The following is a 15393-nucleotide window of genomic DNA, read 5'->3' as shown; positions in this document are numbered from 1 at the left end:
CTCTTTCTGGTAGTAGCCCCCGCGTGCTGCGCGGCTGCTCCGGTCGCTGCGCTCCCTCCCGCACCCGCTCCGCGCGCTCCCACCCACCCACCGGCTCAGCGCCGGCATTTCCCGGCTACCGCCGGGGTGTTGCGAGCTGCCGCTCGTGGGTGACCGCTTGGCGGACGTAATGGGTGAGCTGGAGGTACTGGGTGGTGCGTGTGATGCCTCACTGGCGCGCTGTGCGTCAGGGCATGTGCGGGAGCGGCCGTTGTCGCCACAGGTGGACCGAGCGGAGCAGGTGCGGAGGAAGCGCAGCGACCGGAGCACCTGCGGCGCACGCGGGGGCTCACCACCTCCACACGTCATGCGCCCGGCGGTCGCGTGCACCACATCCACCGCCCACCACCTCTAGCTCACCCATTACGTCCGCCAAGCAGTCACCCGCGAGCGGGAGCTCGCAACTCGCCCGCGGCAGCGGGCAACAACCCGGCGGAAGACGGGAACTCCCGGCGCCAGCCGGGAAGTGCCGGCGCCGAGCCGGAGGGTGGGTGGGAGCGCGCGGAGCAGGTGCGGGAGGCAGCGCAGCGACCGGAGCACCTGCGCAGCACGCGGGGGCTACCACGTGATCTGCGTAGTTCTACCCAAGTGCCTAGACCTCTGCGCTGTTAGCTTCGCTGGTTGTGAAGAGGATTGGTGTGGTTGTGGGCGTACTGCTCGTCGCGGGTTGTTCGACGGTGCAGTCGAAGGACGTGCGGACGAGCGGGATCAGTGCGACGTACGTGGTCACGCTGCCCGAGACGACAGACGTCGCGAACGTCAGCGCGTCGTACCGGGTCGGCACGCTCACCTTCATCGAGCTCGGCGACGGTGAGTCGGTCACGTCATCGGGCGGCGGCAAGGACGTACAGCTCAAGCACCACAAGTCCGCAGGCGTCACCGATTACGACGGGCAACTGGACGGCGTAGTGCAAGCAGGTACCGAGATCACGTTCGACCTGAAACGCGGCAGTGTCGACGACTCGGCGCCGACTTCGACGGTGAAGCTGCCCGAACGCGTCAAGCTGACCCAGCCACAGACCGGTACGACGTACTCGCGCCGCGCCGCGATCCCCGTACGGTTCGACTCCGGGCCGTCCGACCTGCCGTCGCTCGTCACGTGGGCCGGCGACTGCATCCAGCCCGGCAGCCTGCAACTGGAACCCGGCCGCACCGAGGTCAGCATCCCGCCCGGCTCCATCCGCCCGGTGACCGGCACCCCCACGCCCGGCCGCAAGCCCGCGACCACCTGCCAGGTGACCCTCACGTTGACGCGCCGTACCGAAGGCACCATCGACAAAGCCTTCAAGGACGGCTCGATCACCGCCCAGACCGAGTCGGCCCGCGAGATCAACTCAGCCCCGTGACCATCAACTCTGCCCTGTGACCTCGGTGAGGTCGACCACGTCGTTGCCCTCACGGAACGCCTTTCGTTGTTTCACAGCACCGTTCCCCTCACGCAACGAACGCTGCACGCCGTCCCGCACCAAGTCGACCGCATCCAGCTGCCGCAGCGCAGGCTCGACGTGCCGCACCAACTCCAGAATGACGTCGGCCATCGGCATCGCCTCCGCCCGCAGTACGTCGAGACCCCGTGCGGTGAGCCCGTCGCGCGCAGCCAGCCAGTACGCGGCACGCAGTACCTCCGGCTCCAGAGTCGGCCCCTTGGAGCCGTCGTCCAGCGCGGTCAGCACGATGGCACGGACAAGCGTCGCGATCAGCACGGTCTCGTCCACCGTCAGCGGGACGTCGCTGACACGCACCTCCACCGTCGGCAGGTGCGACGACGGCCGGATGTCCCAGTACACCATCTGTTCGTCGATCAGCGTTCCGGCCGCGAGGTGCATGGCGACCAGTGCGTCGTAGTGGTCGGCCGACTCCAGGTACGGCGGTGGCCCGGCGCTCGGCCACCGCGTCGTCATCAGCCAGCGCCAACTGGCGAAGCCTGTGTCCTGACCAAGGTAGATCGGCGAGTTGGCACTGAGAGCGAGCAAGACAGGCAGCCACGGACGCAGGTGGTTACTGACCTTTGTCGCAGTCTCCTTGTCCGGCACACCCACGTGAACGTGGCAGCCACACACACCCTGCTCACGAGCCAGGAGACCCCACTTACGCGCCAGCTCCTGGTAGCGCGGCTTCTTGGTGATCGACTGCGCTGCACGCCCATGAGGGGGTACGGCGATCGCCAGCAGTCGGCCGCCTTCCTCTGCAGCAGCGGACGCCAGCTGGGAGCGCATGTGGACCAGGTGGTCGTGGAGCTCGTCGGCCGTCGTACAGACCGGCGTGTTGATCTCCACCATCGCCCTGCTCAGCTCCAGCGCGACATCCAGGTCCTCCAGGTCGGCGACCACAGCACGGCTCCGCGGCAGCGGGTCGCCACTCGCGGACACGAGGAGTAGTTCTTCTTCTACTCCGAAGGACGGAAGTTTCACCCTGCACAAGTACCCACCGCCAAGCGGTTAGGCTCTGCACCGTGAGTTTGCCTGTGGTGACCGCGACCCGGTACGTGCTGCCGCTGCGTGAAGGTGGATCCCTGCCCGGTGTTGTCGAGGGCAACGACCTCGGCACGTACGTGATCAAGTTCCACGGCGCCGGCCAGGGGCCGAAGGCGCTGGTGGCCGAGGTGATCGTCGGCGAGCTGTTCCGCCGGCTCGGGCTGCGGGTGCCGGAGCTGAAGCTGATCGAGCTCGACCCGGCGATCGGCAAGTCGGAGCCGGACTTCGAGATCCAGGAACTGCTGATCCGCAGCGCCGGGCTGAACCTCGCCGTCGACTTCCTGCCGGGCTCGTTCGGGTACGACGGCTCGGCCGGCAACCCGGGCGACGACGCGATGGCGCGGATCCTCTGGCTGGACGCGTACGTCGCGAACGTCGACCGCTCGTGGCGGAACACGAACATGCTGGTCTGGCACAAGAACCTGTGGCTGATCGACCATGGTGCGGCGCTGTACTTCCACCACTCGTGGATGTCTGCGGAGAAGTTCGCCGGCCTTCCGTACGACGCTTCTGATCACGTCTTCTCGGTCGCATTGCCAGGTGTGGCGAAGGTTGATGCTGAGCTGGCCGCGGCGATCAGCCCAGAACTGTTGACGGAAGTTGTGGGACTGGTGCCCGATGAGTGGCTCGGCGACGGGGATCGTGAGCGGTACGTCGGGCATTTGCTGGCGCGGCTGGACAGCCGGAGCGCGTGGGTGCCGGGGGGTGTGCGGTGAAACCCTTCGACTACGTGATTCTGCGGGCGGCGCCCCGTATTCAGCGGGGTGAGTTCATCAACGTCGGTGCGGTGCTGTACTGCCGGGCGCTGGACTACCTAGGGGCCGGATGGGACGTACGGCCGGAGCGCCTGCTGGCCCTGGACCCAGGTGTAGACGTCGACGTTGTCTGTGCGTCGTTGGAACAGGTTCGGGCTATCTGCGCCGGGGATCCGGTAGGCGGACCGGCTGCCGCCACGAAGATCGGTGAGCGGTTCCGGTGGCTTGCTGCGCCACGGAGTACGGTCGTGCATCCGGGACCGATCCACAGCGGGATCACCACGGACCCCGCTGCGGAGCTGGAGCGGTTGCTCGACGCCTTCGTGCGTTAGGCGAGTGCCGCGGACACCACGTCGCGGGCCTGCTCGAACACCTGCTCCAGGTGGTCTGCACCCTTGAAGGACTCGCCGTAGATCTTGTAGAGGTCCTCTGTCCCCGACGGGCGCGCAGCGAACCACGCAGACTCCGTGGTGACCTTGAGTCCGCCAATAGCAGCGCCGTTACCGGGAGCGTGGGTGAGCCGGTCCACGATCGGCTCGCCGGCGAGTTCGGTCGCGGTGACCGCTTCTGGGGTCAGCGCGGCCAGCTTAGCCTTCTCCTCACGGGAGGCCGGTGCGTCCACCCGTGAGTACGCCGAGGCACCGAAGCGATCCACCAGCTTCGCGTGCGCCTGTGACGGCGTCTCCCCCGTTACCGCGGTGATCTCACTCGCCAGGAGCGCCAGCAGGATCCCGTCCTTGTCCGTGGTCCACACCGTGCCGTCGAAGCGCAGGAAACTCGCCCCCGCCGACTCCTCTCCACCAAACCCGACAGAGCCGTCGACCAGCCCAGGCACGAACCACTTGAACCCGACAGGTACCTCCCACAACCTGCGGCCCAGGTCAGCAACCACCCGGTCGATCAGCGACGAGGAAACAAGTGTCTTCCCCACGGCGACATCTGGACCCCACTGGCGGTTGCTGAACAAGTAGGAGATCGCCACAGCCAGGTAGTGGTTCGGGTTCATCAGCCCTGCGTCCGGCGTGACGATGCCGTGCCGGTCCGCGTCCGCGTCGTTCCCGGTCGCGACGTCGTACCTGTCCCGTTGCGCGACCAGCGAAGCCATCGCGTACGGCGAGGAGCAGTCCATCCGGATCTTGCCGTCGTGGTCGAGCGTCATGAACGACCAGGCCGGGTCCACGCGCGGGTTCACCACGGTCAGGTCGAGGCCGTGCCGTTCGGCGATCGCGGCCCAGTAGTCGACACTCGCGCCGCCGAGCGGATCGGCGCCGATCTTCACGCCGGCGTCGCGGATCGCGGCCAGGTTCAGGACCGAGGGCAGGTCGTCGACGTAGTGCCCGACGAAGTCGTAGTGCCCCGCGTGCTGACGGGCCTGCTCGAACGGCTTGCGCCGGACCTCACGGTTCCCGGCGGCGATCAGCGCGTTGGCGCGGTTCGCGATCCAGCTGGTCGCGTCGGAGTCGGCCGGGCCGCCGTGCGGGGGGTTGTACTTGATGCCACCGTCCCGCGGCGGGTTGTGCGACGGCGTGATGACGATGCCGTCGGCGTCCGCGCCGGCGCCGCGGTTCAGCCGCAGGATCGCGTGCGACACGGCCGGCGTCGGCGTGAGCCGATCGGCGCTGTCGACGAGCGTCTGTACGTCGTTACCCGCCAGCACCTCGAGCACTGTCCGCCACGCGGGCTCCGACAAGCCGTGGCTGTCGCGGCCGACGAGCAGCGGACCCGTCGTACCCTCGCCGGCCCGGTACTCGCAGACGGCCTGCGTGATCGCCAGGATGTGCGCCTCGTTGAAGGCGCCGTCGAGACTCGAGCCGCGGTGCCCCGACGTACCGAAGACGACCTTCTGGGCCGGGTTCTCCACGTCCGGGGTGATGTCGTGGTACGCCGCCAGCATGGCGTCGACGTCGACGAGGTCCTCGGGCTGTGCTGGCTGGCCTGCGCGTGGATGCATGACCACATGCAACCACAAGACGGTCAGCTGTCGTACGGCGTGAGCAACTGATCCACGGGCGCGTAGTCGTCGGTCAGGACCGGCGCGTTGCCGACGAACGAAGCCAGCTGGTCGCGGATCTGCACGCCCGGCCCCAGCTTGCTCGCGATCGCGGGTACGGCGATCGGCCGGTCGGACGCGACCACGACGAAGTTGCCGCCACCGGTGCCGGCGAACTCGTCCGCGCGAGCGATCAGCGCAACGTACGGGAACTCGGCCTGGACGGTCTTCAGCTCGGCCTTGGCGAACTTCGCCGGCCCGTAGTCGATCACGTTGATCAGGTAGATCCCGTCCGGCCGCAGCACCCGCCGTACGTCGGCCACCACCTCGCGGGTGGTCAGGTGCCACGGCACGGACACCCCGCTGAACGCGTCCATCAGGACGACGTCGCGGCTGTCCGTCGCCTCGTCGCGGAGGCCGAGCCGGCCGTCCTTCACGGTGATGTTCAGGTCCGGCCCGGTCCGGACGCCGAGCTCGCGCTTGTCGAGGTCGACCACGGACGGGTCGATCTCGTACACCTGGTGCTTGCTGCCCGGACGCGTCGCCGTCAGGTACCGCGCCATCGTCAGCCCGCCCGCGCCGATGTGCAGCGCGCTCACCGGCTGCCCCTCCGGACGGCTCCCGTTGATCGCGGCCGCGAAGCTCTTGATGTACTCGAACTCCAGGTACGTCGGGTCGTTGAGGTCGACGTACGAGTGCCGCAGCCGGTCCAGGTACAACGTACGGCCGCCGTCCCGCGCCGGATCCGCGACCACCCGAGCACAGTGGTACGCCGTCTCGACCTCACAAGGGCGTGGTGCGACAAGAGTCAGTGTCGCACCGATGACCGCCAGCACGACGGGCTTGACCGCCTCACGCACTCCACGCAGCAGGAGCGTCAGTACTGCACCAACGACGACCAGTGCGGCGCCAAGCGTGAGGACGATCGCGCTGATCGGCACAGTGGCCACGAACACGAAGCCGGTGAGCACAGTGCCGACGATGCCGCCGACCGTCGCGAAGGCCGACAGCCTCCCGACAACGGTTCCTGTCTGCTCCAGTGTGGCCAGCCGCAGCTTGGTCACCATCGGTGTGACAGCAGCCAGCAGTGAGGCCGGTGCGAAGAGCGTAATGGCCAGCACCAGGAACACCAGGTTGCTCGCGCCTGCGCCCGTCAAAGCCTCGCCGGTCCAGCGGACCACGGGCAGGATCAACATCACCAGTGCGCCGCTGAGAAGGAACAGTGGACCCAGCGTGCGGTGCGGTGGCACCACATCCGCGAACCGGCCACCCATGGCCGCGCCGGTCGCGATGGCCGCCAGGGCTACGCCGATGACCGCAGTGTTCGTCTCCAGCGTCAGACCGATGTACGGCGCCACCAGTCGGAGCGAGACGAGCTCCAGCACCATGACGGCAGCCGAACTCCCGAACGCCAGTCCTACGGCCAGTTTCTGTCCTACCGGCTTGTTCACCACGTCACCCTATAGGTGCAATGGACCTGTGACTGACCCGACGAGAAGTGCCGAGCTGTACCACGCAGCGCACGAGCGGATGGCCGCGGCAGTGCAGGATCTCAGCGCCGAGGACCTGGATCGGCAGGTGCCCGCCTGCCCGCAGTGGAGCGTTCAGGACCTGGTAGCGCACCTCACAGGCGTGGCTGCCGATTTCGTGGCCGGCAACCTGGCCGGTGCGCCACGTCCGCCGTGGACTGCGGTACAGGTCGAGACGCGGCGCAACCTGCCGATGGCCGAGGTACTGGACGAATGGACCGTCGTAGGCCCGCAACTGGAGAAGCTGGTCGTCGACGGGACCACCTCGCACCCGTTGGTGTGCAACCCATACGTCGACGCCGCTGTGCACGAGGCCGACCTGCACGGGGCGATCGGCAGCGGCCGGCCACCGACGGACCTCTGGCTGACCACGCTGGGGTGGATGCTCGACGAACCCGGCCCGCTGACCGTGGTCACGCCCGACGGCACGTACACGGCCCGTCCCGAGGACGGTCCGGTGGCGACCGTACGAACCACGTCGTACGAGCTGTTCCGAGCGATCTTCGGCCGTCGCAGTGCGGCGCAGATCCTCAACTGGGACTGGGACGACCCGGCGCACGCGAAGACCTGGAGCACCACGCTCGCCCGGCTACCGCAGACGTCGGTGTCGCTCAACGACTGAGACGGGCGATCAGGGTCTTCGGGGCGATCTGCCGGTACGCGTTCTCGACCAGGTCCTCGAAGTGGTCCCAGTCGACGTCGACGTCGAGGAACACGCCGAGCCAGCCGCGATGACCGACGTACGGCGGGCGGTAGAAGTGCTGCGGGTCGTCGGCGACCAGTGTCTCCTGGACGCCCGGCGGGGCCGCCATCCAGACGCCGAGGCGGTCGTCGTGGTGGTGATCGGCGTACATCACGAACGTCTTCTTGTCGCGGACGAACCAGGTCGGCTCGCCGTGACTGGGCCGCTCAGTCACCTCGGGCAAGGCGAGGCACAGGCTGCGTACGCGTTCCAGAACGTCCATCTGACTAGTGTCGCGGACCAGGGACCACCACACCGGATTCGTATGCGTACACGACGGCCTGTGCGCGATCCCGCAGGTCCAGCTTGGTCAAGATGTTGCTCACGTGACTCTTCACGGTCTGCTCGGCCAGTACGAGGTCGGCGGCGATCTCCCGGTTGGACAGCCCTCTTGCGACCAGCCGTAGTACGTCGGTCTCCCGCGGCGTCAGCCGGGTCGGTGTGACCGGTACGACGGGTTGTGCGCGAGTGAAGTCCTCCACGAGCCGACGGGTGACGGACGGCGCCAGCAGAGCGTCCCCCGCTGCGACGACCCGTACTGCGGCAGCCAGTTCGTCCGGGGTGGAGTGCTTCAGCAAGAACCCGCTGGCACCGGCGCGGAGTGCGGAGTACACGTAGTCGTCGAGGTCGAACGTCGTCAGCATCACGACCCGCGGCGACTCGGTTCCGGCAACGATGCGCTTGGTCGCCGAGAGCCCGTCGAGCACAGGCATCCGTACGTCCATCAGGATCACGTCCGGCTTCAACTGCGCGGCCAGGGCCACCGCCTGCTCGCCGTCGCCTGCCTGGCCGACGACCTGGATGTCCGGCTGGGCGTCGAGCAATGCACTGAAGCCGGCGCGCACCATCTCCTGGTCGTCAACCACCAAGACCGTGATCGCCACCCGCCACCTCCTGTCCGACCGGTATTACTGCCTGTACCAGGTAACCGCCTCCAGGGGTCGGCCCGGTGCTGACCGTGCCGTCGACGAGCGCCACCCGCTCCCGCATCCCCCTGAGACCCTGCCCGCTCCCAGGAGCCGGTACGACAGGCCGTGGCGGCTTCTGGTTGTGCACGGTCACCTCCAGCTCGCCCGCAGTACGCCGTACCGCCACCTCTACTACCGCGTGCAGCGCGTGCCGTACTGCGTTGCTGAGACCTTCCTGTACGACGCGGTACGCCGTGAGTTCTATAGCCGGGTCCAGCCCCGACGGGAGGTCGCCCGTCAGCCGTACGTCGGCTCCAGCACGTCGCGTACTCTCTACCAGCTCAGCAACGTCCAACAGTCCAGGCTGAGGTCCCAGCTCCTGCGGCTGCTCCGACGGCTCGCGCAGCAATCGCAGTACGCGGCGCATCTCGGTCAGCGAAGACCGTGCCTCGTCGGCGATGCCCGTGAACTCCTCGCGCACAGCGTCCGGTACGTCGGCCAGCCGGTGCGGTGCACTGTCGGCACGGACAACCACCACGGACAGGTGGTGCGCCACGACGTCATGCAGTTCGCGGGCGATCCTTGCGCGTTCCTGCAGCCGCTCCCGCTCGGCACGCTCGGCCTTGCTGATCGACTCCTGTTCGGCCAGGCGACGGCTCGTCTCGCGGCGGGAGTGCACCAGGTCCCCGACGACAACAGCCACCGCCGACAGGACGGCTATGGTGATCAGCCCGCTCCAGCCGCCACGGTCCGGCGCGAGCGTGATCGCTACGGCGCCCAGTGCCTGCGTGACGAACCACCAGCCGAGCTGCTCCCGCCGCCCGAGTCCACGCGCACCCGCGATCGCCACGACAAACGACTGGCCGAAGGCTGCCGTCGTACCCCAGGGCCACACCTCGCTTGAGCTGACCGGTGTTGTGAGTGCAGCCGTGACCGCAGTGGTGATCAGTGAAACCACGACGGCCGCTCGTGGACGCAGCCATGCCAGGGTCAGTGACAACGCCCGTGCGATCGCCAGAGCAAGTACGGCGCCGAGCGGTACGAAGTAGTGCTGTCTCAGGTCCAGGACCGTCAGGAAGAGCAGCCCCGCAACGCCCAGGCCCGCGACCCAGGCCCATCGGCCATGCGGCCACCCGTTCGGCATCTGCACAGTTGGACCCTACTCACACCTGCTGCAGCCAGGCCCGGAAGAACGCGCAGGTACCGGCGGCCAGCACGATAGTTGCCGGCAGCACCCAACTGCGTGTCCCCTGGAGCAGGAGCGTGTGCAAGGCCGCGATGCCACGCAGTACGAACACGAACGCGACGATGCACGGCAGGGCGATCAAGCCGTGGGCCAACCACGCACCCGCACGTGACGGTCCGCCCCAGGTGCCTGGCTCCACGGCGCCGTGTTCTACAAACCCCCAGAACGGACCGCGGATCACGGCCAGCACGGTGAGGAACAGTACGAAGAGGCTGGCCAGTCCGAGTACGGCGCTGAGCAGGCCGTACCCGAAGGTGCGCGCGGTGGTCATCGGCCGGACCTCACTCCGGCCCACGCGGTACTCCCCCAGCCGGCGCCAGCGTCGCGCCGCGGTCTCCGGCTCGCCGAGGACTGCGTCCGCCAGGGTCAGTACGCCGACCGGTACCAGCAGGACGTCGTACACCAGCGAGCGATGCCAACGGGGTGGCGCTGTGATCGGGCGGGTCAGCGTGTGCGTCATCGGAATCTCCTCGGGTCTCAGGTTCTGAGATCGAGGTTAGGAATCGGACCGCCGCGGCACCTCCGGCCAGGGAGCCGATCGTGGACCAGTACCCGGGTAGGGGGTCGTTGTGATCCAGGTCACAGTGACCACGATGCGTGTCGCCGCGTTACACGGTCAGTGCCGGACGGCGTTTCTGCGCCATTCTTTGCGTCGGCGGCACAAGGACGGGGGTCTCGTCCGACAGGAGGTACTCGGAGATCATGCGCTTGCGCAACGTTGCGGTGACCGCCTCACTGCTCCCGGTCTTGCTGCTCCAGGGGTGCGGCAACGACGCCGGGATGGTAGCCGCGGCACCCGCCGCCCACAAGGCGAACCGGGCCGCGACGACCGACGACGCGATCGGATCCGACGACCCGGTGCTGAACGCCTACTACGCGTACCGCGTCGCGCTCGACGTGATGATGCGCAGCGGCGGCAGCAAGGTGACCCAGCTCCAGCCCGTGATGACGCCGAAGATGTTCCAGGCGATCAGCGCGCAGGCGAAGTACTTCCGGACCAACAAGCTGCACAACACCGGCCTCACCAAGGTCGTCTGGGCCAAACGGACGCTCGCCTCGAACGGTGTCCTGGTCAGCGCCTGCTACGACACCACCGCCGCCCGGACCGTGAACGTCCGCGGCCGCGGCGTCCTGCCGAGCACCACCCCGACCCGCTGGCTCGACCAGATGCGCGTTGTCAACCAGGACTCCCGCTGGATCGTCGACGGCGGCACCACAACACCGACCGCTTGCTGATTTGTGGCGGTGCGATCACGATCGCGTGCGCACCGGATTGCTCCCCGTAACCCTGGGCAGACTCTCGGTTGAGTGCCGGCGAGGTCGAGGGGTCCACCATGATCGACACACACATTCGCGATTGGCTGCCGTCCTGGATCGGCCGTCGCAGCCCGGAAGCGCTCCGGGTCCGCGGAACGAGTTCGCGCGTCAGCCGGCTGTCGGCGCAGTACGACGCCGAGGTCGACGCCGCGCTGCAACGGCTGTGGCCGAAGGCGCGGGTCTATCACGATCGCGAGTACACCCGCGATCGCGCCGACTTCCTACTGGTGGTCCGCGGCCGCGGCGTGATGATCGAGACCAAGGTCAAGAGCGACCCCGGCGTGTTCCGCGGGTCCACGCTGCCGCCGCTGCTCGACCGGCTGCAGCGCGACGGCCGGCGGCTCGTCGTACTCGTCAACCAGGGCGACCCGGCCCCGGCCCGCGACCTGATCAGCACCAAGCTCGGCGACAAGGGCCGGATCCTGGTCTGGTCCGGACCGCACCACGACACCGATCTCCGCCAGGCCGTCGAAGCGCTCCTCGAGCAGACCACCCGGCACGCCTGAGGACCTCCAACCGGGTCCTCAGGCAACTGCGGGCGTCAGGCGGACTTGATCGCCGAGACCTCGAGCTCCAGCGTGACCTTCTCGCTGACCAGTACGCCGCCGCCCTCGAGCGCCGCGTTCCAGCTGACGCCGAAGTCCTTGCGGTTGATCTGCACCGAGCCCTCGAGGCCGACGCGCTGGTTGCCGAACGGGTCGGTCGCCGAACCGGTGTACTCGAACTCGACGTCGACGGACCTGGTCACGCCACGGATCGTCAGGTCACCGGTGACCAGGAACTCGGCGTCGCCGGTCTTCTTGACCGCGGTCGACGTGAACGTGATCTCCGGGTGCTCGTCCATCGCCAGGAAGTCGTTGCTGCGCAGGTGCTCGTCGCGCTGGTTGTTGCGGGTGTTGATGCTCTTGGCCTGGATCGTCACCGTGCCGGAGGAGTTCTCCGGGTTCTCGCCGTCGATGTGGAACGAGCCCTCGAACTCGTCGAACGCACCGCGCACCTTGGTCACCATCGCGTGCCGGGCGCTGAAGCCGATCCGGGTGTGAGCGGCGTCGAGGGTGTAGTCACCGCTCAGCGCGGCGTACTCGTTGGACATCGCGGATTCCTCCAGAGTTAACTAGTTGAACTTTTCACAGTACAGATTTCACCTTTGACGCTGAGATGTCTACCCCACACCCGGCGTGTCCACCGGCTGGACCCGTCCGGGCCGGACAATGGACCGATCCAGCTCTGAGAGGTGTGGGTGGTGCAGCAGAAGGTGTACTGCGCGTCGGCGGCCGGCGACGTGTACCGGGCGGTCAGTACGGTCCTCGGCCGCGAGCGGTTCTGGGCCGAGTCGGCGCCGGAATCCGGCGGGGCGATCTCGTTCGCCCTCGCCGACGGCCGTACGGACACGAGCCCGATCGAGGAGGCCGTCCGGGACCGCCGGTACCAGCTCCGGTACTTCGGGCGGCGGCTGACGTTCACGCTCACGCCGGCCGATCCGGGGACCGATCTCACGCTCGACTTCGACGACCCGGCCGACGCTCCCGAGTTCGTCTCGCTGCTGCTCCGGCTCAAGGCGTCCGTCGACTTCGGCGTCGACCTCCGCAACCACGACCCGGCCCGGGGCACGTCGTACGCCGACTCCTGATCGTTGCCCGCAGCAACTTGATAAAGGGGTTGCACGGCCGACCGGACAACGGGTCTCATGGTCCGTCGAAAGATCGGAGGACCACCGTGGAACCGCTCAGCGCCGACCAGATCAGGCGCTCGTTCGTCAACTCGACCAAGAGCCAGGTCAAGGCGCTCGTCCTGCCGCCGAAGTTCAGTGAGCTGCCGTGGGAGTCGCTGGACTTCCTCGGCTGGCGCGACGGCAAGGCACCGAACCGGGGCTATCTCGTCGTCCGGCGGGGCGACGGCGTGACCGGGATCGCGGTCAGCACCCAGACGTCGGGCGCGGTGCGCAGGTTCGCGGGCCTGTGCGACCTGTGCAACACCGCGCACCACGTCAGCGACGTCGCGCTGTTCGCGGCCCGGCGTGCGGGCACGGCGGGGCGCGAAGGCAACACCGTCGGCATGTACATCTGCGCGGATCTCGCCTGCTCGCTGTACATCCGCGGGCTGAAGGAGCTGGACGTACCGCAGGGCGAAACCGCCACTCCGGAAGCCCGGGCGGAACGTCTCGCGACACGACTCGAAAGCTTTGTCCAGCGGGTTCTCCAATAGGTCGGCGGCACTATTCTGGGAGTACCCAGTCGGCCCGCAGTGGACGCGAGCGAGAGCGAGTCGCGCATGACCGAGTTCCGCATCACGCATGACATTGCCGAGGCACACCCGGACATCCGCGAGCGACTGACCGCGACCACGATCGAGGCTGTCAACGAGTCCAGTGCCCGCTCGGCCGAGGACGCGGCCCGGGTGCTGCGGCACAAGCTCGGCGAGATCGGCGTCCAGATCAGCGAGGCCGCCTGCCTGTCGGCGATCGAGCGGATCCGCTCCGGCAAGCAGCTCCATTTCGAGATCGAACCGGCACCCGACGGGAAGTGAGCAGCGCGCGAACCGAGCGCTCCCACGGGTAGCTGCGGCCGTCGCGAGCCCCGCGGAGCGAGGCCCTGGTCGCGGGACCGTTAGGGTGCGGGCGTGGATCTTGCTGAGCTGGGACGCCGGGTACATTCGACCGCACACCTGACCGGGGAGTTCGTGCTCCGCTCCGGGCAGACGACGAACGAGTACTTCGACAAGTACCGCTTCGAGGCCGACCCGGTGCTGCTCGACGAGATCGCCGCCGCACTGGTCCCGCTCGTGCCGGACGGCACCGAGGTGCTCGCCGGGCTGGAGATGGGCGGCATACCGGTCGTGACCGCACTGGGACGGCACACCGGACTGCCGTGCGCCTTCGTCCGCAAGCAGGCCAAGCCGTACGGAACCCGCCGCCTGGCCGAAGGCGCCGAGACCGCGGGCCGCCGAGTCACGATCGTCGAGGACGTCGTCACCACCGGCGGGCAGATCGTCCTGTCCACCAACGAACTCCGCACCCTCGGCGCAACCATCACCGACGCCCTCTGCGTCATCAACCGCAACCCCACCACCCCCGCCCCACTAACAACAGTCGGCCTAACCCTGCACGCCCTCCTGACCCCCGAACAGCTCAGGGCCTAGCCAGCCTTGCGCTGGTCTTCCGGGAGGAGGCGGCGGAAGTCGTCGGTCGAGATGATCGGCACGTTGAACTCCCGCGCGGCACGGGCCTTCACCGACAGGCTGTCGACGTCGGCCGCGACCACGAACGTCGTGTCCGGCCGGACCGCCTCCTGCGGCACGAAACCGGCCGACACAGCGCGGTCCCACCACACCTCCCGCGGCTCGACCATGTCCCCGGTGAACACCAGCGTGCTCCCCCGCGGAAACCCACGCGCCCCAGGACGATCGGGTACGACATACCGCCCGCTGCTCGTGCGGAGCAACGCGTCGTCGACGTCGGACGCGCGCTGCCCGAGCATCACCGCCACCTTGTCGAGATCGTTGCGCTGATCCGGAGTGATCTGACCGGTCCCCCACGAAACATCCGCCAGCGCGGAAACGTAGTACCGATGTAGGTGGTCCACCTGTGGACGGGTCAGCCCGAGCTCGTTCGCCACCTGCACCAACTGGTCGGCGTCCGCGGCCGTGATCTCGCGATTGGCGAGGATCGTGTCGAGGAGCACCAGATACGAGTCGGCCTGCGGTGGCTCCGGCACGCGTGGCAACTGATCGACGAGTCGACTCATCCACCCATGCCGCCCGCCGGCGTGCACCGGCCGGACGGTCGGCGCGACGTCCCACCCAGGCAGCTCCGGCCACGGCAGGTCCCGGATCTCCTCGTACGCCCACTGCCACGGCGGCGGGGCCGCGAACGCCCCCAGGTACTGCGCGAACAGGTCCGCCGTCGCGCGAGTGTCCGCGAGCGCCGAATGCCAGCCCTCGATCGAGATCCCGGCCGCCGCACAACACGCACCGAGCGTCCGCTTCGCCCCCGGGTGCAGGTAACCCGCCAGCGCCATCGTGCACATGGACCGCTCGGTGATCAGCGGAACCGTCACCCCGAGCCGCGCGAACTCCGCCCGCAGGAACCCGAGATCGAACTCGACGTTGTGTCCGACAACCATCCGCCCGGCGAGCAACGCACCCAGTTGCGCGGCGATGTCGGCGAACTCCGGCGCCGCCAGCACGTCCGACGTGAGGATGCCGTGGATGTGCTGAGGTCCCATGTCCCGTTGGGGATTCAGCAACGTGACCCACTCGCGCTCGACCTGTCCGCGCGCGTCCAGCAGCACGACCGCGATCTCGATCACCCGGTGCCGATGGCTCGGCAACAGACCGGTCGTCTCGGTGTCGATGACTGCGTACATCCAGGGCCTCCTCCGGTCGATGACCGACT

At 68.2% G+C, this 15393-nt stretch carries 19 protein-coding genes; 10 read left to right on the top strand and 9 right to left on the bottom strand.

All coding sequences use genetic code 11. From position 1 onward, the window contains the following. Positions 1–662 precede the first annotated feature (662 nt). Positions 663–1385, top strand: a complete 723-nt coding sequence (locus ACFYRU_RS15330) for a hypothetical protein (RefSeq protein ID WP_387658349.1) — start codon at positions 663–665, stop codon at positions 1383–1385. A 3-nt stretch (positions 1386–1388) separates the two neighbouring features. On the opposite strand, the gene ACFYRU_RS15325 is transcribed toward ACFYRU_RS15330, so the two are convergent. After that, positions 1389–2450, bottom strand: a complete 1062-nt coding sequence (locus ACFYRU_RS15325) for a glutamate--cysteine ligase (protein ID WP_387658346.1) — start codon at positions 2448–2450, stop codon at positions 1389–1391. Positions 2451–2491: 41 nt separating this feature from the next. On the opposite strand from ACFYRU_RS15325, the gene ACFYRU_RS15320 reads away from it, so the two are divergent. Both ACFYRU_RS15320 and ACFYRU_RS15315 read left to right on the top strand, forming a co-directional pair. Further along, positions 2492–3229, top strand: a complete 738-nt coding sequence (locus tag ACFYRU_RS15320) for a HipA family kinase (protein WP_387658344.1) — start codon at positions 2492–2494, stop codon at positions 3227–3229. Then, positions 3226–3600, top strand: a complete 375-nt coding sequence (locus ACFYRU_RS15315; protein ID WP_387658342.1) for a DUF3037 domain-containing protein — start codon at positions 3226–3228, stop codon at positions 3598–3600. Before ACFYRU_RS15320 ends, ACFYRU_RS15315 begins: the two co-directional genes overlap by 4 nt. On the opposite strand, the gene pgm is transcribed toward ACFYRU_RS15315, so the two are convergent. Then, on the bottom strand, positions 3597–5219 hold the full coding sequence (gene pgm, locus ACFYRU_RS15310) for a phosphoglucomutase (alpha-D-glucose-1,6-bisphosphate-dependent) (RefSeq protein ID WP_387658339.1): 1623 nt from the start codon (positions 5217–5219) through the stop codon (positions 3597–3599). The genes ACFYRU_RS15315 and pgm overlap by 4 nt on opposite strands. Before the next feature lie 23 nt (positions 5220–5242). Next, positions 5243–6709, bottom strand: coding sequence for a fused MFS/spermidine synthase (locus ACFYRU_RS15305; RefSeq protein ID WP_387658336.1), 1467 nt, complete (start codon positions 6707–6709; stop codon positions 5243–5245). A gap of 28 nt (positions 6710–6737) precedes the next feature. Between ACFYRU_RS15305 and ACFYRU_RS15300 the strand changes: the two genes are divergently transcribed. After that, positions 6738–7409: a maleylpyruvate isomerase N-terminal domain-containing protein gene (locus tag ACFYRU_RS15300; RefSeq protein WP_387658333.1), complete on the top strand. Its 672-nt coding sequence runs from the start codon at positions 6738–6740 to the stop codon at positions 7407–7409. Here the strand turns inward: ACFYRU_RS15300 and ACFYRU_RS15295 are convergent. The 4 genes from ACFYRU_RS15295 to ACFYRU_RS15280 are packed head-to-tail and all read right to left on the bottom strand — an operon-like array spanning position 7399 to position 10143. Beyond that, positions 7399–7752 (bottom strand): MmcQ/YjbR family DNA-binding protein, encoded by a 354-nt coding sequence (locus tag ACFYRU_RS15295; RefSeq protein ID WP_387658332.1) that lies wholly within the window; start codon positions 7750–7752, stop codon positions 7399–7401. The two genes, ACFYRU_RS15300 and ACFYRU_RS15295, sit on opposite strands and share 11 nt — an antisense overlap. Before the next feature lie 4 nt (positions 7753–7756). Further along, positions 7757–8413 (bottom strand): response regulator, encoded by a 657-nt coding sequence (locus tag ACFYRU_RS15290; protein WP_387658329.1) that lies wholly within the window; start codon positions 8411–8413, stop codon positions 7757–7759. Then, a complete protein-coding gene (locus ACFYRU_RS15285; RefSeq protein ID WP_387662899.1) occupies positions 8388–9581 on the bottom strand; it encodes a sensor histidine kinase in 1194 nt (397 codons plus the stop codon). The genes ACFYRU_RS15290 and ACFYRU_RS15285 overlap by 26 nt, the downstream gene beginning before the upstream one ends. A 19-nt stretch (positions 9582–9600) precedes the next feature. Continuing rightward, positions 9601–10143: a hypothetical protein gene (locus ACFYRU_RS15280; protein WP_387658326.1), complete on the bottom strand. Its 543-nt coding sequence runs from the start codon at positions 10141–10143 to the stop codon at positions 9601–9603. Positions 10144–10385: 242 nt separating this feature from the next. Here ACFYRU_RS15280 and ACFYRU_RS15275 point away from each other — a divergent pair, with 242 nt between their 5' ends. Beyond that, positions 10386–10919 carry a hypothetical protein gene (locus tag ACFYRU_RS15275; protein WP_387658324.1) on the top strand — a complete coding sequence of 178 codons (534 nt, stop codon included), beginning with the start codon at positions 10386–10388 and terminating at the stop codon, positions 10917–10919. Positions 10920–11017: 98 nt separating this feature from the next. After that, positions 11018–11506, top strand: a complete 489-nt coding sequence (locus ACFYRU_RS15270; RefSeq protein WP_387658321.1) for a hypothetical protein — start codon at positions 11018–11020, stop codon at positions 11504–11506. Between the two features lie 35 nt (positions 11507–11541). On the opposite strand, the gene ACFYRU_RS15265 is transcribed toward ACFYRU_RS15270, so the two are convergent. Continuing rightward, a complete protein-coding gene (locus ACFYRU_RS15265; protein WP_387658318.1) occupies positions 11542–12093 on the bottom strand; it encodes a YceI family protein in 552 nt (183 codons plus the stop codon). 150 nt (positions 12094–12243) lie between these two features. Between ACFYRU_RS15265 and ACFYRU_RS15260 the strand changes: the two genes are divergently transcribed. The 4 genes from ACFYRU_RS15260 to ACFYRU_RS15245 all read left to right on the top strand — a co-directional run bounded on the left by ACFYRU_RS15260 (position 12244) and on the right by ACFYRU_RS15245 (position 14138). Further along, positions 12244–12630: a hypothetical protein gene (locus ACFYRU_RS15260; RefSeq protein ID WP_387658317.1), complete on the top strand. Its 387-nt coding sequence runs from the start codon at positions 12244–12246 to the stop codon at positions 12628–12630. Positions 12631–12716: 86 nt separating this feature from the next. Then, positions 12717–13205 (top strand): FBP domain-containing protein, encoded by a 489-nt coding sequence (locus ACFYRU_RS15255; protein ID WP_387658314.1) that lies wholly within the window; start codon positions 12717–12719, stop codon positions 13203–13205. 66 nt (positions 13206–13271) lie between these two features. Next, positions 13272–13526: a hypothetical protein gene (locus tag ACFYRU_RS15250; RefSeq protein ID WP_387658311.1), complete on the top strand. Its 255-nt coding sequence runs from the start codon at positions 13272–13274 to the stop codon at positions 13524–13526. A gap of 93 nt (positions 13527–13619) precedes the next feature. Beyond that, positions 13620–14138, top strand: coding sequence for an orotate phosphoribosyltransferase (locus ACFYRU_RS15245; RefSeq protein ID WP_387658308.1), 519 nt, complete (start codon positions 13620–13622; stop codon positions 14136–14138). Here ACFYRU_RS15245 and ACFYRU_RS15240 read toward each other — a convergent pair. After that, complete coding sequence (locus ACFYRU_RS15240; RefSeq protein WP_387658306.1) at positions 14135–15364, bottom strand: exonuclease domain-containing protein; 1230 nt, start codon at positions 15362–15364, stop codon at positions 14135–14137. The two genes, ACFYRU_RS15245 and ACFYRU_RS15240, sit on opposite strands and share 4 nt — an antisense overlap. Positions 15365–15393 lie beyond the last annotated feature (29 nt).

This window comes from Kribbella sp. NPDC004536 (assembly GCF_042873835.1).
GTDB lineage: Bacteria > Actinomycetota > Actinomycetes > Propionibacteriales > Kribbellaceae > Kribbella.
Note: the sequence above shows the minus strand (reverse complement) of the source record. Positions and strands in the feature narration are given on the sequence as shown.

Bases quoted from the DNA above. Each gene is read 5' to 3' on its own strand.
- ACFYRU_RS15285 (WP_387662899.1), bottom strand. From the start codon at position 9,581: ATGCCGAACGGGTGGCCGCATGGCCGATGGGCCTGGGTCGCGGGCCTG.
- ACFYRU_RS15295 (WP_387658332.1), bottom strand. From the start codon at position 7,752: ATGGACGTTCTGGAACGCGTACGCAGCCTGTGCCTCGCCTTGCCCGAG.
- ACFYRU_RS15240 (WP_387658306.1), bottom strand. From the start codon at position 15,364: ATGTACGCAGTCATCGACACCGAGACGACCGGTCTGTTGCCGAGCCAT.
- ACFYRU_RS15270 (WP_387658321.1), top strand. From the start codon at position 11,018: ATGATCGACACACACATTCGCGATTGGCTGCCGTCCTGGATCGGCCGT.
- ACFYRU_RS15250 (WP_387658311.1), top strand. From the start codon at position 13,272: ATGACCGAGTTCCGCATCACGCATGACATTGCCGAGGCACACCCGGAC.
- ACFYRU_RS15275 (WP_387658324.1), top strand. From the start codon at position 10,386: ATGCGCTTGCGCAACGTTGCGGTGACCGCCTCACTGCTCCCGGTCTTG.
- ACFYRU_RS15280 (WP_387658326.1), bottom strand. From the start codon at position 10,143: ATGACGCACACGCTGACCCGCCCGATCACAGCGCCACCCCGTTGGCAT.
- ACFYRU_RS15265 (WP_387658318.1), bottom strand. From the start codon at position 12,093: ATGTCCAACGAGTACGCCGCGCTGAGCGGTGACTACACCCTCGACGCC.
- pgm (WP_387658339.1), bottom strand. From the start codon at position 5,219: ATGCATCCACGCGCAGGCCAGCCAGCACAGCCCGAGGACCTCGTCGAC.